General features: G+C 66.6%; 20 protein-coding genes. 8 read left to right on the forward strand and 12 right to left on the reverse strand.

Annotation, left to right across the window (positions count from 1 at the left end; genetic code table 11):
• Window positions 1–3: 3 nt before the first annotated feature.
• From ACQ5SA_RS00640 to ACQ5SA_RS00655, 4 genes are all read right to left on the reverse strand, one after another.
• Window positions 4–561, reverse strand: coding sequence for a 1,2-dihydroxy-3-keto-5-methylthiopentene dioxygenase (locus ACQ5SA_RS00640; protein WP_230111050.1), 558 nt, complete (start codon window positions 559–561; stop codon window positions 4–6).
• 87 nt (window positions 562–648) lie between these two features.
• Window positions 649–1290 carry a methylthioribulose 1-phosphate dehydratase gene (locus tag ACQ5SA_RS00645; RefSeq protein WP_230111052.1) on the reverse strand — a complete coding sequence of 214 codons (642 nt, stop codon included), beginning with the start codon at window positions 1288–1290 and terminating at the stop codon, window positions 649–651.
• Between the two features lie 545 nt (window positions 1291–1835).
• Window positions 1836–3263: an amino acid permease gene (locus tag ACQ5SA_RS00650; RefSeq protein ID WP_499312050.1), complete on the reverse strand. Its 1428-nt coding sequence runs from the start codon at window positions 3261–3263 to the stop codon at window positions 1836–1838.
• 97 nt (window positions 3264–3360) lie between these two features.
• A complete protein-coding gene (locus ACQ5SA_RS00655; protein WP_165377009.1) occupies window positions 3361–4836 on the reverse strand; it encodes an amino acid permease in 1476 nt (491 codons plus the stop codon).
• Window positions 4837–5012: 176 nt separating this feature from the next.
• On the opposite strand from ACQ5SA_RS00655, the gene ACQ5SA_RS00660 reads away from it, so the two are divergent.
• On the forward strand, window positions 5013–5582 hold the full coding sequence (locus tag ACQ5SA_RS00660; RefSeq protein WP_499312051.1) for an NUDIX hydrolase: 570 nt from the start codon (window positions 5013–5015) through the stop codon (window positions 5580–5582).
• A 154-nt stretch (window positions 5583–5736) separates the two neighbouring features.
• On the opposite strand, the gene serA is transcribed toward ACQ5SA_RS00660, so the two are convergent.
• Complete coding sequence (serA, locus tag ACQ5SA_RS00665) at window positions 5737–6978, reverse strand: phosphoglycerate dehydrogenase (RefSeq protein ID WP_499312053.1); 1242 nt, start codon at window positions 6976–6978, stop codon at window positions 5737–5739.
• A 169-nt stretch (window positions 6979–7147) separates the two neighbouring features.
• Between serA and ACQ5SA_RS00670 the strand changes: the two genes are divergently transcribed.
• From ACQ5SA_RS00670 to ACQ5SA_RS00680, 3 genes are all read left to right on the forward strand, one after another.
• The gene (locus tag ACQ5SA_RS00670) at window positions 7148–8536 is read left to right on the forward strand and encodes a D-2-hydroxyglutarate dehydrogenase (RefSeq protein ID WP_499312054.1); all 1389 of its coding nucleotides are present in this window, start codon (window positions 7148–7150) and stop codon (window positions 8534–8536) included.
• 62 nt (window positions 8537–8598) lie between these two features.
• Window positions 8599–8898, forward strand: a complete 300-nt coding sequence (locus tag ACQ5SA_RS00675; RefSeq protein WP_180166948.1) for a DUF2388 domain-containing protein — start codon at window positions 8599–8601, stop codon at window positions 8896–8898.
• 40 nt (window positions 8899–8938) lie between these two features.
• Window positions 8939–10738 (forward strand): DUF7844 domain-containing protein, encoded by a 1800-nt coding sequence (locus tag ACQ5SA_RS00680; protein ID WP_499312055.1) that lies wholly within the window; start codon window positions 8939–8941, stop codon window positions 10736–10738.
• Here the strand turns inward: ACQ5SA_RS00680 and ACQ5SA_RS00685 are convergent.
• A complete protein-coding gene (locus tag ACQ5SA_RS00685; RefSeq protein ID WP_100465229.1) occupies window positions 10716–11783 on the reverse strand; it encodes an ATP-binding protein in 1068 nt (355 codons plus the stop codon). The two genes, ACQ5SA_RS00680 and ACQ5SA_RS00685, sit on opposite strands and share 23 nt — an antisense overlap.
• Window positions 11783–12499, reverse strand: coding sequence for a response regulator (locus ACQ5SA_RS00690; protein WP_089240884.1), 717 nt, complete (start codon window positions 12497–12499; stop codon window positions 11783–11785). Before ACQ5SA_RS00690 ends, ACQ5SA_RS00685 begins: the two co-directional genes overlap by 1 nt.
• Before the next feature lie 130 nt (window positions 12500–12629).
• Here ACQ5SA_RS00690 and ACQ5SA_RS00695 point away from each other — a divergent pair, with 130 nt between their 5' ends.
• The 4 genes from ACQ5SA_RS00695 (at window position 12630) to ACQ5SA_RS00710 (ending at window position 18140) form a co-directional block, all read left to right on the forward strand.
• The gene (locus ACQ5SA_RS00695) at window positions 12630–13778 is read left to right on the forward strand and encodes an efflux RND transporter periplasmic adaptor subunit (protein ID WP_499312057.1); all 1149 of its coding nucleotides are present in this window, start codon (window positions 12630–12632) and stop codon (window positions 13776–13778) included.
• 21 nt (window positions 13779–13799) lie between these two features.
• Entirely contained in the window at window positions 13800–16979 is a 3180-nt protein-coding gene (locus ACQ5SA_RS00700; RefSeq protein WP_499312058.1) for a multidrug efflux RND transporter permease subunit, read from the forward strand.
• Window positions 16960–17352 (forward strand): nuclear transport factor 2 family protein, encoded by a 393-nt coding sequence (locus tag ACQ5SA_RS00705; RefSeq protein WP_353101152.1) that lies wholly within the window; start codon window positions 16960–16962, stop codon window positions 17350–17352. The genes ACQ5SA_RS00700 and ACQ5SA_RS00705 overlap by 20 nt, the downstream gene beginning before the upstream one ends.
• An 83-nt stretch (window positions 17353–17435) precedes the next feature.
• Window positions 17436–18140 carry a COG3650 family protein gene (locus tag ACQ5SA_RS00710; RefSeq protein ID WP_353101151.1) on the forward strand — a complete coding sequence of 235 codons (705 nt, stop codon included), beginning with the start codon at window positions 17436–17438 and terminating at the stop codon, window positions 18138–18140.
• Between the two features lie 73 nt (window positions 18141–18213).
• Here ACQ5SA_RS00710 and ACQ5SA_RS00715 read toward each other — a convergent pair whose 3' ends face one another.
• From ACQ5SA_RS00715 to ACQ5SA_RS00735, 5 genes are all read right to left on the reverse strand, one after another.
• Window positions 18214–18747: a hypothetical protein gene (locus tag ACQ5SA_RS00715; protein WP_499313246.1), complete on the reverse strand. Its 534-nt coding sequence runs from the start codon at window positions 18745–18747 to the stop codon at window positions 18214–18216.
• Window positions 18737–19303 (reverse strand): elongation factor P-like protein YeiP, encoded by a 567-nt coding sequence (gene yeiP / locus ACQ5SA_RS00720; protein ID WP_089240894.1) that lies wholly within the window; start codon window positions 19301–19303, stop codon window positions 18737–18739. Before yeiP ends, ACQ5SA_RS00715 begins: the two co-directional genes overlap by 11 nt.
• Window positions 19304–19352: 49 nt before the next feature.
• Window positions 19353–20123 (reverse strand): SDR family NAD(P)-dependent oxidoreductase, encoded by a 771-nt coding sequence (locus ACQ5SA_RS00725; protein WP_499312061.1) that lies wholly within the window; start codon window positions 20121–20123, stop codon window positions 19353–19355.
• Window positions 20124–20202: 79 nt separating this feature from the next.
• Window positions 20203–22776: a sensor domain-containing protein gene (locus tag ACQ5SA_RS00730; RefSeq protein WP_499312063.1), complete on the reverse strand. Its 2574-nt coding sequence runs from the start codon at window positions 22774–22776 to the stop codon at window positions 20203–20205.
• Window positions 22773–23666 carry a hydroxymethylglutaryl-CoA lyase gene (locus ACQ5SA_RS00735; RefSeq protein WP_499312064.1) on the reverse strand — a complete coding sequence of 298 codons (894 nt, stop codon included), beginning with the start codon at window positions 23664–23666 and terminating at the stop codon, window positions 22773–22775. The genes ACQ5SA_RS00730 and ACQ5SA_RS00735 overlap by 4 nt, the downstream gene beginning before the upstream one ends.
• Window positions 23667–23810: the final 144 nt, after the last annotated feature.

Raw genomic sequence — 23810 nt, forward strand, 5'->3', positions numbered from 1 at the left:
TGATCAGGACGCCTGGGTCGGAATGTAACGGGGGAATTTCTGCGCGATGTCGGTGCCGGTGAAGTGGCCGACCCAGCCATCCGGCTCGGTGAAGAAACGGATCGCCACGAAGCTGGGCTCATCACCCATGTCGAACCAGTGGGTGGTGCCATCGGGCACGGCGATCAGGTCGTCCTTCACGCACTCGATCTCGTAGACCTTGTCGTCCACGTGCAGGGTGAACAGGCCCGAGCCGGCGACGAAGAAGCGCACTTCGTCTTCCTTGTGGAAGTGTTCGTCGAGGAACTTCTTCCTCAGTTCGGCGCGGTTCGGGTTGTCCGGCGCGATCGAGGCCACGTCCACGCTCTTGAAGCCGCGCTCGGCGACCAAGCGGTCGATGTCGGCGCGGTAGGCGGTGAACACCTCGTCCTGGCTTGCGCCCGGGGCGACCGGCGCGGTGGCCTGCCAGCGCTCAAAGGTGACGCCGATCTTCTGCAGTTCGGCAGCGATGACCGCGCCGTTCTGGGTGTCCAGCAGCGGTGATTCGGGGCGGGTGTCGTCGTAGATGCGCAGTCGGCTCATGGCGGCAGCTTGAACGTCTCGGGGGGAATACAGGGTAGCAGGGCGGGGGCAGGGCGCAGATTCCAGATGGGAATCTGCATCACTGGATCAACCGCGCAGCTTGCGCAGTTCCAGCTCGCAATGCAGCAGGAACTCGAACGCTTCCATGTGCCGGCGCGCTTCGGCCATGTCGCGGCCCCAGGCGTACAGGCCGTGGCCGTCGATCAGGTAGCCCCACAGGGTCTGGGTGTCGAGCAACGCGTCAACCTGGGCCGACAGCACGTCCATGTCCTGGGTGTTGGCAAACACCGGGATGTCGATGGCCATTTCATGGGTGCTGTTGCCTGCGAAGGCCTTCAGCAGTTCGTAGCCTTCCACCCGGATATGGCGCTGCGGCGCGTACAGGCGCGAAGCGATGGTCTGCACCGGCGAATGGGTATGCAGCACGCAGCCGATTTCCGGGAAACGGCGGTACAGCTGGGTATGCAGCAGGGTTTCGGCGGACGGGCGCAGCGGGCGGCCGACGGCCTTGCCATCGAAGTCCACCACCATGATGTCGTCTTCGATCAGGCGGCCCTTGTCCTTGCCGGACACGGTGATCGCGGCGTGGCGGTCATCCAGGCGGTGGGAGAAGTTGCTGCTGGTGGCAGGTGTCCAGCCGGCCTGGGCCAGTTCGCGGACGTTGTCGATCAGCAGCTGGGCCAGTTCGCCCAGGCGGGTGGTGTCGTAGGGGAAGGTGGGGGTGTCCATGCTGACGATTTTACTGGATTCGGCCAACGGCTGAGCCCCTCGTGGCTAGCGTCAGAAGCAGATTCCGTGGGTTGGCCGGTCGGGTGGGCTGCGCAGGGGACGCCGTGAACCCGTCCATGGGGGCTTGGCCGCGGCATCCATGCCGCGGACACCCCTGCGCAGCCCACCCGACCGGCCACGGACAGGTTCCGTGCGTCTCAGCCACGGAATGAAGAAGTAAGAGCAGAAGCGGGTCGCTTCGCTGCGCTTGCTCGGAGCGGAGCATGGCTCCGCTCTACAGCAGATTCGTCCCCGAACATTCATTTCCCGGAACGCTTCATCCACGCATGGCGTGGATCCACTGGACGCGCCAGGACGCTGTCGGGGGCGGGGAGGGGTGAGATTGCGGGGGCGTGAGCCGCATGGATGCGGCGATCGAGCTTACAGGGACGTACTTGCAGCGTCCCCCGCAATCTCACCCCTCCCCGCCAAACCTTCAGACCCGCTGTTGCTGTTGCTGTTGCCCCAGCGGGTGCAGGGCCGCAGGCCCTGCAATGCAGAAAACCTTACTTCCCGCGCAGGCGGCTGTGTTTGAACCCGTAGAAGAAGTAGATCACGAAGCCGACAAACGTCCACACGCCCATCAGCATCCAGTTGTGCATCGTCATCGCCGACAGCAGGGCAAGACAACTCAGCACGCCCAGGCTGCAGACCAACCACGCGCCCCGGATGCGGAACGGACGCGGCAGGTCCGGTTGCGTGCGGCGCAGGATCAGTACGCCGGCACAGACCGCTGCGAAGGCGATCAGCGTACCCATCGAGGTCAGTTCACCGAGGATGTCCAACGGGAACAACGCCGCCAGCAGGGCGATGCCGATGCCGGTGATGACCGTGTTGATGTGCGGCGTGCGGTACTTCGGGTGGATCTTGGTGAACACAGGCGGCAACAGGCCGTCGCGCCCCATGATCATGAAGATGCGCGGCTGGCCGATGATCATCACCAGCACCACCGATGACAGGCCGATCAACGCACCGATCTCCACTACCACCCGCAGCCAGCCCAGTTGCGGATGCGCGGCCACGGCGGTGACTACCGGCTCATCGGTGCCCAGCAGCTGGTAGGGCACCAGGCCGGTCATGACCGCGGCCATCGCGATATACAGCACTGTGCAGATCACCAGCGACAGCATCATGCCGATCGGCATGTCGCGCTGCGGCTTGTGTGATTCCTGTGCGGCCACGGATACCGCTTCGAAGCCGATGTAGGCGAAGAACACCATCGCCGCACCGCGCAGGACGCCTTCCATACCGTACTTGCCGGGGCCTTCGTTGGCGGGGATGAACGGGGTCCAGTTGCTGGTGTCCACGTACTTCCAGCCGACCACGATCACCAGCACGATCAGGCCGGTCTTGAGGATGACCATGGCCATGTTCATCGCCGACGATTTGCTGATGCCGACGTAGCAGAGCCAGGTCAGCAGCAGCACCAGGATCGCGGCGGGGATGTTGGCGATGGCGCCGGTGGGGCGCAGCTGCGCGTCCAATGGGGCGCTGACCAGCGCAGCCGGTAGATGGATGTCGAAATGGCTGAGCAGGCTGAGGAAGTAGCCGGTCCAGCTGACCGCCACGGCCGAGGCGGAGACGCCGTATTCGAGCACCAGCATCCAGCCGATGAACCAGGCCGAGAGTTCGCCGAAGGTGGCATAGGTATAGGTATAGGCGCTGCCGGAGACCGGGACCATCGCCGCGAACTCGGCATAGGCCAGGGCGCAGAAGGCACAGCAGATCGCGGCCAGCACGAACGACAGCATGATGGCCGGGCCGGCGTGGTTGGCGGCGGCCTGGCCGGTGATGACGAAGATGCCGCCGCCGATCACCGCGCCGATGCCGAGTGCGGTCAGGCCCCAGGGGCCGAGGTGGCGACGCAGGCTGAGGCCGTTGGCGTCTTCATGGGCGGCATGCGGGTGCTTGGTGGCCCACAGTTGCTTGAACATGTGTGGTGGTCTTGTGCGGTGCGCCCCGTTAACGGGCGCGGGCGGAAATGCTTGCGGATATCGACGGGCCAGCGCAGGGGCCGGCCCGTCGGGAGGATCAGGGCGACTTGGCCAGCTTGCTGTGGCGCATGCCGTAGCCGAAGTAGATCAGCAGGCCCAGCAAGGTCCAGCCGACGAACAGGTGCCAATGCACCACGAACGCCTGCCAGAACAGGAACAGGCACGACAGCGCGCCCAGCGGGCAGATCACCCACACCAGCGGCACGCGGAACGGGCGATGCAGTTCCGGGCGGGTGTAGCGCAGGATCAGCACGCCCACGCAGACCGTGGCGAAGGCCAGCAGGGTGCCCATCGACACCAGCTCGCCGAGCACGTTCAGCGGCACCATGCCGGCCAGTGCCGCAGCGATCACGCCGACCACGATCGTGGCCCAGTACGGGGTGCGGAAGCGCTTGTGCACCTTGCCGAACACCTTCGGCAGCAGGCCGTCGCGCGAGATGGTGTAGGCGATGCGGGTCTGGCCCATCATCATCACCAGCACCACCGAGGACAGGCCGGCAATCGCACCGATCTCCACGGCGGTCTTCAGCCAGGACAGGCTCGGGTAGGCTTCCAGCGCGGTGGCCACCGGCTTGTCGGTGCCCAGCAGGTGGTACGGCAGCATGCCGGTCAGCACTGCGCAGACGATGATGTAGACGATGGTGCACACCGCCAGCGAGCCGAGCAGGCCGATCGGCATGTTGCGCTGCGGGTCCTTGGTTTCACCGGCGGCGGTGGAGACCGCATCGAAGCCGATGTAGGCGAAGAACACGATGGTGGCCGCGCGGAACACGCCGCTCCAGCCGAACTCGCCGGACACGCCGGTGTTTTCCGGGATGAACGGGTGCCAGTTGGCCGGGTCCACATGGGCCGCGCCGATGCCCACGAACAGGCAGATCACGAACACCTTGATGGCGACGATGATCGCGTTGACGAACGCGGACTGGGTCACGCCCACGTACAGCAGGCCGGTCACCGCCGCCACGATCAGTACCGCTGGCAGGTTGAACAGCTTGCCGGACGCCGCGAACTCGTGCCCGTTCCAGGCAATCGGCGCCGCACTCAGCGCGTCCGGGAACGGCATGTGCAGGGTGGTGGTGATGAAGCTGATCAGGTACGCCGACCAGCCCACCGCGACCGAGGCCGAGGCGAACAGGTACTCCAGCACCAGGCACCAGCCGATGAACCAGGCCATGCCCTCGCCGAGGGTGGCGTAGGAGTAGGAGTAGGCACTGCCGGAGACCGGCATCATCGCTGCGAACTCGGCGTAGCACAGGCCGGCCAGCGCGCAGGCGATGCCGGCGAAGACGAACGACAGCATCACCGCCGGGCCGGCGTGGTTGGCCGCGGCCTGGCCGGTGAGTACGAAAATACCTGCGCCGATCACCGCACCAATGCCAAGCATGATGAGGTGTTTCGCCGTGAGGGTCCGTTTCAACGTGGCTTCGCCGTCCAGGCTGCCTTCGATGGGTTCGCCGGCATCGACGTGCCCGGCCGGTTCGACCGGCTTGACCCTCAACAGAGCTTTCAGCATGCAGTACTTCCTGATGATCGGATTGGGAGGGCTGCCGGTACATTGCCAGCGGCCCGAATGGTGAAGGCCGCGCAAACGGCCCGCTGTACCTTAGCCAATGCTGAAGGCACCGCACAAGCGCAAACGCAACAATGAGCGGCGATAATGGCCGGTATTTTTCCGGGCACCCCGCATTCATGAGCGAAACCACCGAATCCCTTGCCGTGCTTGACGATCGCCTGCGCCGCCTGCTGCATGACTATGCGCGCAAAGAACCCGCCCACGACGCCTTGGCTGCCGAATTCGGCACATTGATCGACGATGTGGAAGATGCTTTCCGCCGCGAGCGGCTGGCAGGCCATTTCACCGCCAGCTGCTGGCTGGTCAGCGCAGACGGCCAGCGCCTGCTGCTGACCCACCATCGCAAGCTGCAGCGCTGGCTGCAGCTGGGCGGGCATGCCGACGGCGACCGCGACCTGGCCCGGGTGGCGCTGAAGGAGGCCGAAGAGGAGTCCGGCCTGACCGGGCTGGTGCTGGACGATCCGGCGATCTTCGACCTGGACAAGCATTGGATTCCGGAACGCAAAGACGTACCGGGGCACTGGCACTACGACGTGCGTTTCGTGATCCGTGCGCTGGGCGGTGAGGATTTCGTGCTCAGCGAAGAGTCGCTGGAGCTGGCCTGGCGCCCGGTGGTCGAGGTCGCCAGCGATCCGCAGTCGGATGAATCGATGCAGCGGATGGCGCGGCGGTGGCTGGCACGCTGAAAACCCATCCACGCATGGCGTGGATCTACCAGGGGATTGCCCCACCAGTAGTTCCACGCCATGCGTGGATGGCGCATTGCCAGTAGATCCACGCCATGCGTGGATGGCGTGGTTCCGGATGCGTTCCGCCGGGCCATGCCCGGAGGCGCGTCACTCAATACAGGATGCGCGTGCGCAACGTGCCTGGAATCGCCGCCAGCTCGTCGCGCACCGCGCTGGCTTGTTCCTCGCTGGCAGTGATATCGATCACCACGTAACCCACCTTCGGGTCGGTGCGCAGGAACTGGCCGTCGATGTTGACGTTGTGCCGCGAGAAGATCTCGTTGACCTTGGACAGCACGCCCGGCACGTTCTGGTGGATGTGCAGCAGGCGCAGGCTGTCGGCGTGCTCGGGCAGGGTCACTTCCGGGAAGTTGACCGCCGACAGGGTGCTGCCGTTATCGCTGTAGCGCACCAGCTTGGCGGCCACTTCGATGCCGATGTTGTCCTGCGCTTCCAGCGTGCTGCCGCCCACGTGCGGGGTCAGGATCACGTTGTCGTGGCGGGTCAGCGGCGATTCGAAGATATCGCCGTTGCCCTTCGGCTCGACCGGGAACACGTCCAGCGCAGCGCCGCCGATGTGGCCGCTGGCCAGCGCAGCATCCAGCGCATCGATGTCGACCACGGTGCCGCGCGCAGCGTTGATCAGGTGCGCGCCAGGGCGCATCTTCGCCAACTCGGTGGCGCCGATCATCCACTGCGTGGACGGCGTCTCTGGCACGTGCAGGGTGACGATGTCGGCGCGCGCCAGCAGGTCATCCAGGCTGGCCGCGGCACGGGCATTGCCCAGCGACAGCTTGGTTTCCACGTCGTGGAAGATCACCTGCATGCCCAGCGATTCGGCCAGCACACCCACCTGGGTGCCGATATGCCCGTAGCCGATGATGCCCAGCACCTTACCGCGGACCTCATGGCTGCCGCTGGCCGACTTCGACCAGCCTCCGCGATGGCATTCGGCGTTCTTCTGCGGGATGCCACGGGTCAACATGATGGCTTCGGCGATTACCAGCTCGGCGACGCTGCGGGTGTTGGAGTAGGGCGCGTTGAATACCGGTATGCCGGCCAGCTCGGCCGCATCCAGGTCGACCTGGTTGGTGCCGATGCAGAAGCAGCCGACCGCCATCAGGCGCTTGGCCTCGGCCAGCACCTCGGCGCTGAGCTGGGTGCGCGAACGGATGCCGACGATGTGCGCCTCGGCAATGCGCGCCTTCAATTCGTCCTCGGGCAGTGCCTTGGTGTGCGCCTCGATCTGGCTGTAGCCGGCGGCGCTGAACACCTCCACGGCGGTCTGGCTGACCCCCTCCAACAACAGTACGCGGATATCCTGCTTCGGGAACGAGGTCTTCTTCGGCGACATGGGGCGGCACGGCCAGTGGGACGGGGGCTGATCACTATGCCAGATCGGAACGCCCATGGTGCAGTGCGCAATTGGTTGCATCTGCAGCTATTGAAGGCGCTGCGGGGCTGGACGCTGGGCCCAGCCGCTGGCACGCTTGCCCGTTCTTCACGCCCCGCGCTGGACCGTCATGACCGATTCCCGCATTGCCTCGTTGCAGCAGGCCTGTCCCGGCCTGAAGCTGAAGACCGACGCTGCCGACCTGGAGCATTACGGTCGCGACTGGACCCGGCGCTGGACGCCGGCGCCGCTGGCGATCGCGTTGCCGGCCACGGTCGATGAAGTGCAGGCAGTGATGCGCTGGAGCGCAGCCGAGGGTGTAGCGGTGGTTCCGTCCGGTGGTCGCACCGGCCTGTCCGGCGGCGCGGTAGCGGCGAATGGCGAGCTGGTGCTGAGCCTGGAGCGGATGAACAAGGTGCTGGCCTACGACGCGGTTGATCGCACGCTGGTGGTGCAGGCCGGCATGCCGCTGGAGGCGCTGCACAATGCCGCGCTGGAACATGGCCTCATCTATCCGGTGGATTTCGCGGCACGCGGCTCGTGTTCGATCGGTGGCAACATCGCCACCAACGCCGGTGGCATCCGCGTGATCCGCTACGGCAATACCCGCGAATGGATCGCTGGCCTGAAGGTGGTCACTGCCACGGGCGAACTGCTCGAGCTCAACAAGGGTCTGATCAAGAACTCCAGCGGCTACGATTTCCGCCAGCTGCTGATCGGCTCGGAAGGCACGCTGGGTGTGATCGTCGAGGCCACGGTGAAACTCACTGACCCGCCACCGGCCAGCAACGTGATGCTGCTGGCGCTGCCCAGCTTCGACGTGCTGATGCAGGTGTTCGCCGCGTTCCGCGCGCGACTGCAGCTGCAGGCCTTCGAATTCTTCACCGACCGTGCGCTGGAGCACGTGCTGTCACACGGCGCGCAGGCACCGTTCGATGAAGTACACCCCTATTACGTGGTGACCGAATTCGCTGCCGGCGATGAAGCGCAGGAAGCTGCGGCAATGGCCGCCTTCGAAGACTGCATGGGCAATGGCTGGGTCAGCGACGGGGTGATCAGTGCCAGCGATGCCCAGGCGGCGCAGCTGTGGCGCCTGCGCGAGGGCATCACCGAGGCGCTGGCGCGCTACAAGCCCTACAAGAACGATGTTTCGGTGCGGATCTCGTCGATGCCGGCGTTCCTGGCCGAGACCCAGGCGCTGATCGGCGACGCCTACCCGCATTTCGATGTGGTCTGGTTCGGCCATATCGGTGACGGCAACCTACACATCAATGTGCTCAAGCCGGATGACACCAGCGATGCCGACTTCGTGACCCAGTGCGAGCACGTGACCAAGCTGCTGGCGCAGGTGCTGGCGCGCTTCAATGGCAGCATTTCGGCCGAGCACGGCATCGGCCTGGTCAAGAAGGGCTACCTGGACAGCACCCGTGGCCCGGCCGAGATTGCGCTGATGAAGGCGGTCAAGCGCGCGTTCGATCCCGAAGGGCGGCTGAATCCCGGCAAATTGTTCGACCTTTGACACGGGCAAAGACTTCACCCAGCCGTTACGCTCCACCCACCCAATCGATGAACTCCCTGACCATGATCCGTCCGCTTCTGCTGCTTGCCCTGTTGTCCCTGCCGTTGGCCGGCTTCGCTTCGAGCTTTGCCGGCACCTCGGCCGGGTCGGCGACGGGCGCCTCTTCGGGTTCCTCGGGCAGCAGCTCGGGCGATGACAAGGTGGTGCTGGCTGCGCGCGATGATGCGGCGGCTTTTGTCGCCAGCGATGGCCAGATCCGTGGCGCACGCCTACAGGCGGCACTGGTGCACCTGCGCGAGCACGATGCAGCTGCACAGCAGCAGAGCGACCTGCAGCTGGCGCGCGCGCTTCTGGCGCGTTGATTCAGCGCCCGGGTAGCGCCGGCCGCTGGCCGGCAACCTCATGACATCTGTTCGGAACGCAGCCACGCATGGCGTGGCTCTACTGCTGATCGCTCACGCTGCGCATGCGGCTGAGCGCCTGCAGCTGGACCCGACCGGGCTGAGCCCGGCGCAGCAGCAGGTGGCGACGCAGACACTGAGTGATGTGCAGTCGCTGCTGCCGGAAGGCCTGCTGCGGGCATTGCCCGCGCAGGTAAAGGTCGGCTGGCGTGACGACCTGCCCGCGAACGTACATGGCCGCGCCTTCGCCGGACGCATCGCGCTGCGTCGCGACCTGCTGGATGATGACGTGGCCGGTGCCCGCCGCGCGCGGCGCAGCGCACTGGTGCATGAACTGGCCCACGTCGCCGACCGTGGCGGCGCGAACTGGTCGCGCAGCGCCCGCTGGCGTGACCTTGCAGGTTGGCAGCGCAAGCCATGGCATCTGGGCCGAGGTGACAATGCCTTCCGCGACCGCAGCCCCGATGCCTACGAACTGACCGACCCGGCCGAATATCTGGCGGTGAACGCCGAACACTTCGTGCTCGATGCAGAGTTCGCGTGCCGCCGCCCGGCATTGGCGCAGTGGTATCGCGCACACTTCGGTACGCCGCCATCGTTGCCTGCGGCGCACTGCGCGGGCACCGTTCCGCTGTTGCAGGCCGACGCGGAAGAGGGCGCCGCTTCGCTGCTGGCACTGGACCCGGCCCGGGTGTACGCCGTGGACTATCTGTTTGCCGAAGGCAATGCGCAGCCGATGAGCCGTTGGGGCCACAGCATGCTGCGGCTGGTGATCTGCCGTCCCGGCCGCGCACCGGGACCGGACTGCAGGCTGGACCTGGAGCATCATCGGGTGCTGTCCTTCCGCGCCTTCGTCGGCGATGTGCAGATCTCCAACTGGCGCGGCCTGACCGGTGGCTATCCATCGCGCCTGTTCGTGCTGCCGCTGCAACAGGTGGTGGACGAATACACCAAGGTAGAGCTGCGCGGACTGGCCTCGCTGCCGCTGCAGTTGGACCGCACCGAGATCGCCAGCCTGCTCGAGCGCACTGCACAAGTGCACTGGAGCTATGACGGCCGCTATTACTTCGTCAGCAACAACTGCGCGGTCGAAACGGCGAAGCTGCTGCAGGCCGGTGTTCCGCGTCTGGGCGAAGCCGGCCTGGCACAGCTGAGCCCGCGCGGGTTGCGGCGACGGCTGGCGCGGCTGCATGCCCTGGACGAGCAGGTGCTGGCCGATCCCGGGCAGGCCCAAGCGCAGGGCTACTACTTTGCGTCCGCGCGCGATCACTACCAGCAGTTGTTCTCGGTTGCCGCAGCGCAGATGGCGTTGCCGGCACGCGATGTGCGCGCATGGCTGGCGCTACCGGCGCAACAGCGCGCACCGTGGTTGCTGCGCGGCGATGTACGTGCCAGTGCCGGCCTGCTGCTGTTGGAACAGGCCGCGCAGCGGCGCGCGGAACTGCGATCACGCGATGCACTGAAGCGACGGTTGCTGGCCGACCCGGACAGCAGCGCCACCCGTTCACTGCGCGCTTTGCTGGAACAGAGCGGGCAGTGGTTGCGGCCCGGACAATTGCTGGCTGACGCGGGCTATGGCCTGCCGCAGGCGGAAGAACAGGCAGAGGTTGCACGCGCCGTGAACGTTGCCAGCGCACAGGCCGTACCCGCCTGGCAGGCACTTCGCGTGCAGTTGCGCGCGCAGTTGCCGCCATCACAGCGACGTGAGCTGGATGACATCGACCGCAATCTCGCTGTGTTGGGTGCGCGCGTACGTGAGCAGGCGGCCGAAGTGCCGCCTACTGGCGCGGCAGCTCGATGACGAAGCGACTGCCTCCGGCCGTGCCCGGGGTGCAGTAGACCTGGCCGCCGTGCGCATCGGCGATGGCCTTGACCACCGCCAGGCCGAGGCCACTGCCACCGCCCAGGCGCGATCGTGAGCCGTCGCCGCGCATGAACGGATTGAAGATGTCCGCGTGCAGGGCCGGGTCGATACCGGGGCCTTCGTCCTCGATCGCCACCTGCACGTGGGCCACGGTGTCATGCACGGCGATGCGTACCTTGCCCGGGTTGGCATAGCGGCGCGCGTTCTCCAGCAAGGCCAGCAGCGCCTGCCGCAACCGCGTCGGGTCGCAATGGGCGGGGTGCTCTTCGCGGCTGGTTTCCAGCTCCAGCACGAAGCCGGCGCTGCGGAAGGCAGGATCGACCAGGGTCATCACCGAATGCACTTCGGCCACAACGTCGGTGCGGGCGCGGCGCACATCGAGGCGGGCATTGTCGGCCAGGCTCAGTACCCGCAGGTCCTCGATCAGCCGCGACAGGCCCTCGACCTGCGCCAGCAGGCTGCGGAACTGCGACTCATCAGGCTGGAACACGCCTTCGGCGAGGCCCTGCAGGCGGCCGCGCAGGATCGTCACCGGCGTACGCAGTTCGTGGGCGATGGCCGCGTGCCACATTACCCGTTCGCTTTCCATGTGCTGCAGGCGGCGCGCCATCGCATTGAAGTCGTCCACCAGCGCTGCGACCTCGCCGGGGGAGTTGGCCTCGGCCGTGGCGCGCGCGCCGAGATCGCCGCCCGCCAGCGCACGTACGCTGTCCACCAGTGAATTGAGCGGCGACAGGATGCGGTGGGCCAGGCGGAACGAGGCGGCGATCGCCAGCGCCAGCCCGGTCAGGATCACCCCGACCATCCACGCCAGTTCAGGCCCAGTCGGCAGCCATCCTTCCGGCTCTTCGGCGCTGGCCGGGAAGAACTCGATCAGCACCGCATACAGCAGCCACGAAGAGAGGATCACCATCACGATGACGCCGACGACCATCAGCGACATCGACACGATGATGTGCCGGCTGAGCCCGGAGCGGCGCATCAGCGGTCTGCCATCAGGCGGTAGCCGACACCGCGCACGCTGGCCGGAATCTGGGTGAGGCCCACTTCGTCCAGTTTGCGCCGCAGCTTGCTGACATGGCTGTCCACGGTGCGTTCCAGCGCTTCGCTTTCCGGCAGGCATTCGTGCATCAGCTCGCTGCGGCTGAAGATTCGTGACGGCGCCAATGCCATGCAATGCAGCAGCTTGAACTCGGTCAGGGTCAGCAGCAGCTCGTGGCTGTAGCCGTCGCCCTCCACATGCACCGCGTGGGTGGCGGTGTCGATCAGCAGCGGGCCGACGCGCAGGGCACTGGGCGCATCCGCCCGCGAACTGCGCAGCGTACGCCGCAGTACTGCGCGAACGCGCGCCGCCACCTCGGCGGGGTTGAACGGTTTGACTACATAGTCATCGGCGCCCATCCGCAGTGCGGTCAGCTTGTCCAGATCCTGGTCCAGCGCGGTCAGCATGATGACCGGCGTTTCGCCGCGCTGGCGCAGCTGGGTCAGCACGCTCCAGCCATCCAGCCGCGGCAGCTGCACGTCCAGCAGTACAAGGTCCGGGCGCATGCTGCGATGCATGTCCAGGGCAATCTGGCCATCGGCCGCACGCAGGGTGCGCAGGCCCTCGCGTTCAAGGTAGGCGGCAAGAATGTCGGCGATCTCGGCTTCGTCCTCGACGATCAGGACCAGCGCCGCGAGGGCAGGGGAGGCATGCATGGCAAGGCGAGGCCGGAAGGTGCTTGCCCTCCATCGTATCTCCACAGTTCCTCCATCGAAACCCCATCATCGCCACGCACACTGCGCGCTTCATGATTCGTCAGCCGCGTCTGCGGCACTGTGCACAGCAATGAGAACCTTCAGGACTCCGGTCGCGCTGGTCGCGACCTTCGCCTTGGCCATGACGGCCTGCTCCCGCTCCGAACCCACCGTCGAAGCCGTGCCGCGTGTCAGCGTGGTTACCGTCGGCCCGCAGGTGGTGCAGCGCGATGATGAACTGCCCGGTCGGGTGGCGGCGGTGCGCACCGCGCAGATCCGTGCGCAGGTCGGCGGCATCGTGCAGCGCCGGATGTTCGAGCAGGGCGCGGAAGTACATGCCGGGGAGCCACTGTTCCAGATCGACCCGGCGGCGTTCCGCGCCGACGTCGATTCGGCGCTGGCGGCCCTGCAGCGCAGCGAGGCCGCCCTTGGCCGCAGTCGTTTGCAGTCACAGCGGCTGCAGGCGCTCGCCGCCGCGCAGGCGGTCAGCCAGCAGCATCGCGACGATGCCAGCGCCGAGCACGAGCAGGCCCGCGCAGCGGTCAACGAAGCACGCGCGATCCTGGCGCGACGCCAGCTCGACCTGCGCTATGCGACGGTCAGTGCACCGATCGATGGGCGCATCGACCAGGCATTGGTGACCGAAGGCGCGCTGGTCGGCGTCGCCGATGCCGAGCCGATGGCGGTGGTGCAGCAGATCAACCAGGTCTATGTGGACGTGCGCCAGCCTGCATCGCAGCTGCAGTCCCTGCGGCGCGGTGCGGTGGACGGCGAGCTGCCGGTGACGATCATCGGCGCGGCGGGTACGCCGCTGCCCGAGCGCGGCCGGCTGTTGTTCTCCGGTGTCAATGTCGATGCACGCACCGGTGATGTGATCCTGCGCATCCTGGTCGACAACCCTGAGCGGCAGCTGTTGCCGGGCATGTATGTGCGTGCCCGGGTGCCGCGCGGTGCGCCGGCCAGCGCGCTGCTGCTGCCACAACAGGCGGTGCTGCGCAGCGCCGGTGGCCAGGCCTATGCCTGGGTCATCGCCGCCGATGGCAAAGCAGTGATCCGCACGCTGGAGGTGGACGGCAGCGTCAACCGGCAATGGTTGGTGCGGCATGGCCTGAAGGCGGGCGAGAAGGTCGTGGTGGAAGGCCAGGAGCGCCTGCAGGAGGGCGTGCTGGTCGATCCGCGCGACTGGCAGGTGCCGGTCGCCAGCGCCAGCGCAACGCCGACATCCGCAAGCCAGGGCTGAGCCCTTCCAGGAACCTACGACATGGCTCGATTCTTCATCGATCGCCCGGTATTTGCCTGGGTGCTGGCGATCTTCGTCATCCTGGCCGGCGTGCTGGCCATTCCGCGGCTGGCGGTCGAGCGCTATCCAGCAGTCGCACCGCCCAGCGTCAGCATCTATGCCAGCTATCCGGGCGCCAGCCCGCAGACATTGAATGATGCGGTGGTCGGGCTGATCGAGCGTGAGCTGTCCAGCGTCAAACACCTGCTGTACTTCGAATCGTCGGTGGATACCTCCGGCGAAGCGTCGATCACCGCCACCTTCAAGCCCGGCACCGACCCGGAGCTGGCACAGGTGGACGTGCAGAACCGGATCAAGGCGATCGAGCCACGCCTGCCACGCAGCGTGCGCCAGAACGGCCTGTTCGTGGAGGCTGCCGACTCGGGGTTCCTGATGCTGGTGGGCCTGCGCTCACCCGATGGCAGTGTCAGCGAAGCGGCGCTGGGCGATTTCATGGCGCGCAACATCATCGAAGAGCTGCGGCGCATCGACGGCGTCGGCCGCGTGCAGTTGTTCGGTGCCGAACAGGCGATGCGGATCTGGCTGGACCCGACCCGGCTGACCGGCTACGGCCTGACCATGGGCGATGTGGCCAGCGCGATCGAGCAGCAGAACCTGGAGATCTCGCCGGGTCGCATCGGCGATTCGCCCGGTGTTCCCGGCCAGCGCATCACCGTGCCCTTGAGTGCCGAAGGCCAGCTGTCCACGCCCGAGCAGTTCGCGGCGATCGTGCTGCGCGCCGGTGCCGATGGTTCGCGGGTGCTGTTGGGTGACGTCGCCCGGGTCGAACTGGGTGCGCAGAGCTATGCCTGGGGCACGCGCGAAGATGGCTATCCGGCGACGGCGGCCGGCGTGCAGCTGCGCCCCGGTGCGAATGCGGTGCGCACCGCCACGGCTGTGCGCGAACGCATGGCCGACCTGCAGCCGCTGCTGCCGCAGGGTGTTGAATCCAGCATTCCGTTCGACACCGCGCCCTTCGTCAAGGTCTCGATCCAGAAGGTGCTGCAGACCCTGATCGAGGCGATGCTGCTGGTCTTTGCGGTGATGTACCTGTTCCTGCAGAACTGGCGCTACACGCTGATCCCCGCCCTGGTCGCGCCGATCGCGCTGCTGGGTACCTTTGCGGTGATGCTGGCGCTGGGTTTCTCGATCAACGTATTGACCATGTTCGGCATGGTGCTGGCCATCGGCATCATCGTTGACGATGCGATCGTGGTGGTCGAGGGTGTGGAGCGGATCATGGCCGAAGAAGGCCTGCCGCCACGCGAGGCCACGATCAAGGCGATGCGTGAGCTGACCGGTGCGGTGATCGGCATCACCCTGGTGCTGACGGCGGTATTCATCCCGATGGCGCTGGCCAGTGGCTCGGTCGGTGCGATCTACCGCCAGTTCAGCGTGGCGATGTCGGTGTCCATCCTGTTCTCGGCACTGCTGGCGCTGAGCCTGACCCCGGCGTTGTGCGCGACGCTGCTGCGCCAGGGCACGCGTGGCCACCATGGCCGCGGCGGTCTGTTCGGTGCGTTCAACCGTGGCTTCGAGCGGATGACCGAGCGTTACCAGCTGGGCGTGGCGGCCGTACTGCGGCGCAGTGGCCGGGTGATGGGCCTGTTTGCTGCCTTGCTGGTGGCACTGCTGATCGGCCTGCATTGGTTGCCGGGTGCGTTCCTGCCGGAAGAGGACCAGGGCTATTTCATGACCTCCATCCAGCTGCCGGCGGAAGCAACCGCCGAACGCACGCTGGCGGTGGTCGAAGCCTACGAACAACACGTTGCCTCACGGCCGGCGATCGCGTCCAACCAGGCCATCCTCGGTTACAGCTTCTCCGGTTCCGGCCCGAGCGCGGCGCTGACCTACACCATGTTGAAGGACTGGGGTGAGCGCGGCGGCAGCACCGCAGCGGATGAGGTGAAGGCGGCACAGCAGGCCATGGCGACGGTGTCGGAAGGCGAGGTGATGAGTGTGATGCCGCCCGCCATCGACAGCCTTGGCCGTTCCTCCGGATTCTCGTTGGCGCTGCAGGCGCGTACCGGGCAGGGCCAGGCCGAGCTGCGGGCCGCCCTACAGCAGTTGCTGAAGCTGGCAGAAGCCAGTCCGCTGCTGGCCGAAGTGCACGCCGATGGCCTGCCGGCGGGCAGCAATGTGCGCCTGGACATCGATCGCGCCAAGGCCGAAGCGATGGGCGTGGCATTCACCGACATCAGTGCCACGCTGTCGGCGGCGATGGGCTCGCAGTACGTCAACGATTTTCCCAATCGCGGGCGCATGCAGCAGGTGATCATGCAGGCCGATGCGCTGTACCGGATGGAGCTGGATGACGTGATGAAGCTGTACGTCCGCAACAGCCAGGGTGGCATGGTGGCGTTGTCCGAGCTGGTCACCCCGCACTGGACCGAGGCGCCGCTGCAGCTGCAGCGTTACCTGGGGTTCCCGGCATTGAATATGTCCGGCGCACCCGCAGGTGGGGTGTCCACCGGCCAGGCGATGATCGAGATGGAGCGCCTTGCGCAGCAGCTGCCAGCGGGCTTTGCCCTGCAGTGGACCAGCCAGTCGCTGCAGGAGCGTGAGTCCGGCGCGCAGGCGCCGTGGTTGCTGCTGCTGTCGATGCTGGTGGTGTTCCTGGTGCTGGCGGCGCTGTACGAGAGCTGGTCGATTCCGCTTGCGGTGATGCTGGTGGTGCCGTTGGGCCTGCTCGGCGCCGTTGCTGCAGTGCTGCTGCGCGAGATGCCCAATGATGTGTTCTTCAAGGTCGGCATGATCACGGTGATCGGGCTTTCGGCGAAGAACGCGATCCTGATCGTCGAGTTCGCCCGCCAGCTGCAACAGCAAGGACGCGGCCTGGTCGAGGCGACCATCGAAGCAGCGCGCCTACGGCTGCGGCCGATCGTCATGACCTCGCTGGCGTTCGCGCTGGGCGTGGTGCCGCTGATGCTGGCGCAGGGTGCTTCAAAGGAAACGCAACAGGCCATCGGTACCGGCGTGTTTGGCGGCATGGTCAGTGCGACCGTGCTGGCCGTGTTCTTCGTGCCGGTGTTCTATGTGGTGGTGCAGGGTGCGCAGATTTGGCTTGCGCAGCGCCTGCGCCGACGCCGGCCGACGCCGGGAGGAAGCGTGGATGGAAAGCAGGTGGATGGAAAGCAGGTGGATGGAAAGCAGGAGCCCTGAGGGCCTGTACGAGGCGCAGCTGCGCGTGTTGGAGCAGCAGCTGCGCGATGCGTTGCTGGATGGTGACCATGGTGCGGCAACGGCACTGCTGTCACCGGTGTTGTTCATGATGGACGGGCAGGGCGGCCGGATGCTCGACCTGCCTTGGTTGCAGGACTGGCGACAAGGCCGTCTGCAGATTCACGCGCTGCAGGTGCATGCGGTGGAAACACTGTTGTGTGGTCGCCTGGCGCTGTTGTCCGGCGATGTTCAGCTGCATGTGCACTGGCTGGGACGCGAACATGTGCAGCGCCTGCGCCTGCTGCGCGTCTGGACAAGCTGTTCCGGTGCCAGTGGCGCGCAGCTGCTGTCGATGACGGTGTTGGCAGGCTGAACACGGTCATGCGGCTTTCAGGCCCCGTTTGCGTGCAGATGGTAGGGTCCAAGGTCTCTGTAGTTTCGACAAGGAGTCGAGCCATGCGTGTAATTCCCAGTCTGTTGGCTGCCTCCCTCGGCCTTGCGCTGAGCGCTTGCCAGCCGGCGCAGACGCCCGCCTCCAGTGGCGCAGGCGATGTCGCCGCAACGCCAGTGCCAGCACCAGCACCGGTGCTCGCTGCTGTTGATGGCAGCGGCAGCGAAACCCTCTATCGCTGCGGCGACCTCGACGTGCGTGCGACCTTCAACGGCGGAGACGCAGCGACGGTTGTGATCGGCGAACGCAGTTTCGCGATGTCCTCCGAACGCGCGGCCTCCGGTGCGAAGTATGCCGATGGCAAGGGCAACAGCTTCTGGACCCGCGGCAGTGACGAAGCGCTGCTCAGTCTGAAGGGCGAGGTGGACCGTGAGTGTGGCGCGGTGGAAGCGACCGAGGGCGACGGCAGCGCCGGCAACGCCGCGTTCCGTGCCACCGGCAACGAGCCGGGCTGGCTGGCCGTCGTCGACGGTGATGCGCCGGGCCTGCAGGTGGAGGTCGACTACGGCGAGCGCCGCTTCGCGGTCGCCAAGCCGACCGAGGGCGCGGACGGCTGGGTCGGCAAGGCGGCCGATGGCACCGACATCAAGCTGAGCTTCCAGCGCACCACCTGCCAGGACGACATGAGCGGTGAAGCGTTCGAGGCCAAGGCGATGTTGACCGTGGGCACGCGCCAGTACCACGGCTGCGGCAACTTCGGCGGCAAATAAGAATAAAGGGGACGGATGGGATCACGTCGTTTTTGCCACAAATGACGTGATCCCATCCGTCCCCTTTTTTGCGTCAGCCCTCGCAGGGCTTCAGATCCAGATCGGGAGACAGGTCGTAGCGTAGGTTCACACCGATCAACGCCTTCCGGATCGCGCAGTCATCGCGATGGCGGGCCACCAGGTCGGCAAAGATCTTCTCTCGATCGTCGCAGAACCTGGCAGTAGCGGCTTCCAGCTCGCGACGACGGGCGTCGTCGTAGGCTTCTTCGCCGGCGAAATGCTGACAGCTGTTCTCCCGTGCGATGAAGGCCTGCACATCGGCGGGCATGTCGCAGTAGATGCGGATGTCCTGCACGAAACCGACGTCATCGGGGACGGTGCAACCGGCCGCGACCCGCGCCTGTTGGTCTTCTTCGAGGGTGCCCGCCAGCGTCGCCACAGCATCTGCGTCATCTGCAGCCGGTGTAACCGCAGCGGCAGCGGTGTCCGCTGCGGCGGGCTGCGTCACCGCATCCGCGGCGACGTCACCGGTGCTGTCCGCTGCCTGCGGCGAGCACGCCGCAAGCAGGGACAGGCAGGCGATCAGCGCAGCGCGGTTAATCGGCACGGCCGGCAAATTCGCCGGTGCTGGTGTTCACCAGCACACGCTCACCGTTGACGATGTATTCCGGCACCATGATTTCGATGCCGGTGTTGAGCTTGGCCGGCTTCGGGCGCTTGGTGGCGGTGCCGCCCTTCAGTTCCGGTGGGGTCTCGACCACTTCCAGCACCACCGAGGCCGGCAACTGGATCGCCACCGGCAGATCGTCGATCACCTGCACGTAGATGCCGGTCAGGCCGTCGGTGATGTAGCCGGCGTCATCGCCGATCACGTCCGCGTCCAGGGTGTAGGGGGTGTAGTCCTCGTCATCGAGGAACACGAAGGCATCGCCGTCCTTGTACGAGTAGGTGGACTGGCGACGCAGCAGTTCGACTTCGACCAGGTTGTCGTCGGCATCGAAGCTGGCGTCGAGCTTGTTGCCGCCCGGCACGCTGTACATGATGAAGCGGAAGCGGACGTTGCCGCCGCGACCCTGCGGCGAGCTGCGCTCGATGTCGCGGATCTGGTAGACGCCGTTGTTGAACTCGACGACGTTGCCCTTCTTGATGTCGTTGGCTTTCATGATGATGTTGGTCGTTGGGGGAGGGCGCCGTCCCGGCGCCCGGGGGGAATCACTTCGGAGCGAGCCGGATGGCGCCGTCCAGGCGGATGGTCTCGCCGTTGATATAGGTGTTGCCGAGGATGTGGCCGACCAGGCTGGCGAAGTCTTCCGGCTTGCCCAGGCGCGACGGGAACGGGATCGACGCCGCCAGCGATTCCTGTACGGCTTCCGGCATGCCATCGACCATTGGTGTCCAGAACACGCCCGGCGCGATGGTGTTGACGCGGATGCCGAAGCGCGAGAGCTCGCGGGCCATCGGCAGGGTCATCGCCACCACGCCACCCTTGGAGGCGGAGTAGGCGGCCTGGCCGATCTGCCCTTCGTAGGCGGCAACGCTGGCGGTGTTGATGATGACGCCGCGCTCGCCGTCCACGCCCGCCTCGTTGTGCTGCATGCGGTTGGCGGCGGCCTTGGCGACATTGAAGCTGCCGACCAGGTTGACCATCACCGTGCCCTGGAACCCGGCCAGCGGCATCGGACCTTCCTTGCCGAGCACGCGGCCCGCGCCGAGGATGCCGGCGCAGTTCATGGCGACATTGAGGCCGCCGAGGAAATCGCAGGCCTGGTCGATGGCGGCCGACACGGACGCTTCATCACTCACGTTGACATTGAAATAGCGGGCGTTGTCCTGCCCCAGCCCGGCAACAGCGGTCGCGCCCTTGGCGTCGTTGAGGTCGAACAGGGCGACTTTGCCGCCTTGGGCAACCAGGTGCTGGGCCACGGCCAGGCCGAGGCCGGAGACGCCGCCAGTGATCACGGCACGTACGTAAGACAGCTGCATTGCATGTTCCTGGATATTCAATAGTCACTGATTCTAACGGAAGCATAGACAACTGCCGTTGTTTACTGCGCCGCCGGCCTCAGCCCAGTTCGCGGGCGCGGCGCAGGCGACGTTCGAAGTCCGCGGCGGGCAGGCCGTGGGCGAACAGGAAGCCCTGGCCGACGGTCACGCCCAGGTCGAGCAGGCACTGCCGTTGCGGCTCGGTTTCCACGCCCTCGGCAACCACGCCCAGGCCGAGGCTGCGGGCAATCGCGCAGACCGCCTCGCAGACCGCCACATCCGAGCGGTTGCGGGGGATGCCTTCTACAAACAATTGGCTCAGTTTCAGCCCATGGATGGGAAGGCGGCGCAGGTAGTTCAGGGCGCTGTAGCCTTCGCCGAAATCATCGATGGTCAGCATCACCCCCATCTCGCGCAGACGGGCGAAGGTGCGCAGGGTGTCCGGCGCATCTTCGATCAGCACCCGCTCGGTGAACTCCAGTTCCAGCACGCTGCCGGGCAGGCCGAACTCGTCCAGCACCTGCCGCACCCAGCGCGCGAGGTCCTCACCGACGAACTGCCGCCAGGAAACGTTGACGGCCACCCGCACCAGGCCCAGCCCATCGTCTTGCCACTGCCGGACCTGACGGCAGGCTTCGCGCAGCGCCCATTGACCGATGCGCACGATGTCGCCGGTGTGCTCGGCGTGGCGGATGAACAGGTCCGGCCGCATCGGCCCCAACTGGGTGTTGTGCCAGCGGATCAATGCCTCGCAGGCGATGGTGGCGCCGCTGCGCAGGTTGACCTGTGGCTGGTAGACCAGGTGGAACTCGTCGCCATCGAGGGCTTTGTGCAGCCGGCTCTCGATCTGCAGGCGGTCGTGCTGGCGCTGCGCCAGTTCCGGGGAGAACACCTGCCAGCCGTTGCGGGTACGTCGCTTGCACTCGTACATCGCCGTGTCGGCGTTCTGGATCAGCTGCTGCGGCCGGTTGCCATCGCGCGGGGCGCGGGCAATGCCGATGCTGGCGGTGACTGGGAATTCGTCGCTGCCCAGCTGGAACGGTGCCGAGAAGGCTGCGGTGATGCGCTCGGCCAGTTGCTCGGCCTGGTCCGGCTGGTCGCGCAGGTCGCAGATCACCAGGAACTCGTCGCCGCCGAAGCGTGCAAGCAGGCCCTCGGTGCCGATCGCGGTGGCGATGCGCCGGGTCGCTTCGATCAACAGTTCATCACCGGCGTTGTGGCCGAGCAGATCGTTGACCACCTTGAAACGGTCCAGGTCGATGTACAGCACGGCCACGCGGTCGTGGCTGGGGCTGTCCATGCGCACGCCGAGGTCGCTCAGCACCGCATCGCGGTTCATGATGCCGGTCAGCGGGTCGGTGCGGGCCTGCACGCGCAGGGTTTCCTCGGCCTGCTTGCGCTCGGTGATGTCCTGCACGGTGCCGGTGATGCGCGCGGCATCGACATCGCCCGCCGAGACCTCACCGATCATCCGGATCCAGAACGAGTGGCCATCGCGGCGCTGGCCCTGCAGCTCCAGGCCGAAGCTGCTGCGGTGCTCGATGGTGTCAGCCAGCGCCTGCTGCAGGGCGGCGCGGTCGTCGCTGCGCAGACAGTCCAGCAGGTCCGGCATGTCCTCAAGATCGGCTGGCTGGCCGACGATGCGCCGTGCCTCATCGGTGAGGTACAGGCGCTGCAGACCGCGATCCCATTCCCAGCCGCCGATGTGGGCCAGTGACTGTGCGCGTGCGAACAGGGTGTTGTTGCGCTTCAGTTCGGTGATGTCACTGAACATCGCATAGACATGGTCGGCCTGGTCGCACCCGTTGCCGAACACCGGCACGTTGGTGGTGGACAACCACAGCATGCGGCCGCGTGGGCGGTGGTAGAGGCCGATGATGGTGCTGCGGATCATCCGCCCGGCCTGGAAGCAGCGGCTGGTCGGCCACTGTGACTGAGTCAGCGGATGGCCGTGTTCGTCGACGATGATCCAGGCTTCGGGATCGAGCATCGAATTCAAGCCGACGCCACCGCCGGTGAGGCCGAGGATGCGGTGCGCTGCGGGATTGGCGGACAAAACGCGCAGATCACGGTCGAACAGGATCACGCCCTTGTCGATCGACTCCATCAACAGGCGATAGCGGGACTCTGCGCGCCAGCGTCCGCTCAGGTCGCGGGCGACGGCGACGATGCAGGGTTGGCCACGGTCCTGGAAGCCGGCCGAATGCACCTCCACCGGAAAGCGACTGCCATCGCCGCGCATGTTGGTTACTTCGATGACGTAGGTGTCGCCGCGGTTCAGCGCTTCCCACACCGGTTGCAGGTGGTCGCTGGGCAGGTCCGGGTTGAGCAGTTCGATGGGTTGGCCGACGATGTCTTCGCGGGGGCGGTCGTAGGCGACGATGCCGGCACGGTTGACGTCCAGCACCACGCCTTCGGCACTGAGGATGCTGACCGGGTCGGGCACGGCGTCGAACAGCGCGGCGTAGCGGGCCTGGGTATCCAGTTCGCGCTGCTGTGCATCGGCCAAGGCCTGCCGCGCCTTGCGCAGCAGCCTGGCCTGGGCCGGCGATGGGGAAGCGGCCAGCGCGGCGTCCAGAGCGGCCAGCGCGTCGTCGGTTGCGGCGGAAGCATCGCCGATGGCCGGACGGTCGCGCGGGCCGCTGTCGTTCATGTCGCCGCCAGCGCCTGCCCGACGCGGCTGGCGGTAGCGCGGCCGAGCAACCCGGCCAGCCAGCGGCCGGTCTCGGCCAGCGATGGCAGGTCGACACCGCACTCCAGGCCAAGGCCCTGCAGCAGGTACACCACGTCCTCGCTGGCCACGTTGCCGCTGGCGCCCTTCGCGTACGGGCAGCCGCCGGCACCGGACACGGCGCTGTCGACCACGCGCACGCCTTCTTCCAGGCAGGCGGCGATGTTGGCGATGGCCTGGCCGTAGGTGTCGTGGAAATGCACGGCCAGCGCGCTCATCGGGATCTCGGCAGCCACTGCCTGCAGCATCGCGCGGGCCTTGCGCGGCGTACCGACGCCGATGGTGTCGCCCAGCGAGATTTCGTAACACCCCATCTGGTGCAGGGCACGGGCCACACGCACGACGTCGGCCAGTGGCACTTCGCCCTGGTACGGGCAGCCGAGCACGGTGGAGACGTAGCCACGCACGCGCACGCCATCAGCCGCCGCACGACGCAGGATCGGCTTGAAGCGGGCCAGCGACTCATCGATGCCGGCGTTGGTGTTGGTGCGGTTGAAGGCTTCCGATGCAGCGGTGAACACCGCGATTTCCTGCACGCCGACCGCGCGCGCACGGTCGTAGCCCTGTTCGTTCGGCACCAGTACCGGATAGGCGATGCCCGGGCGGCGCTGGATGCCGGCATAGACCTCGGCCGCGTCGGCCAACTGCGGGACCCAGCGCGGGCTGACGAAGCTGGTCGCCTCGATGGTGCGCAGGCCGGTGGCCGACAGGCGATCGATCAGGGCGATCTTGTCGGCGGTGGCCACGGCCTGCTTTTCGTTCTGCAGCCCATCGCGTGGGCCGACCTCGACGATGCGGACGAAATCGCTCATCGCAGCACTCCCGCGGCAGGCGGAAGGGAGCAGGCAGGGCGAATGGGATCGGCTGGGGTCACGGCGGTTCCTGGGAAACGGAGGCGGCCCGGTCTTCACCAGGCTGCCAGATGAGATACGCAGGCGGGTCGCACAAGCGGCCAC

This window comes from Stenotrophomonas indicatrix (assembly GCF_050573115.1).
GTDB lineage: Bacteria > Pseudomonadota > Gammaproteobacteria > Xanthomonadales > Xanthomonadaceae > Stenotrophomonas > Stenotrophomonas lactitubi_A.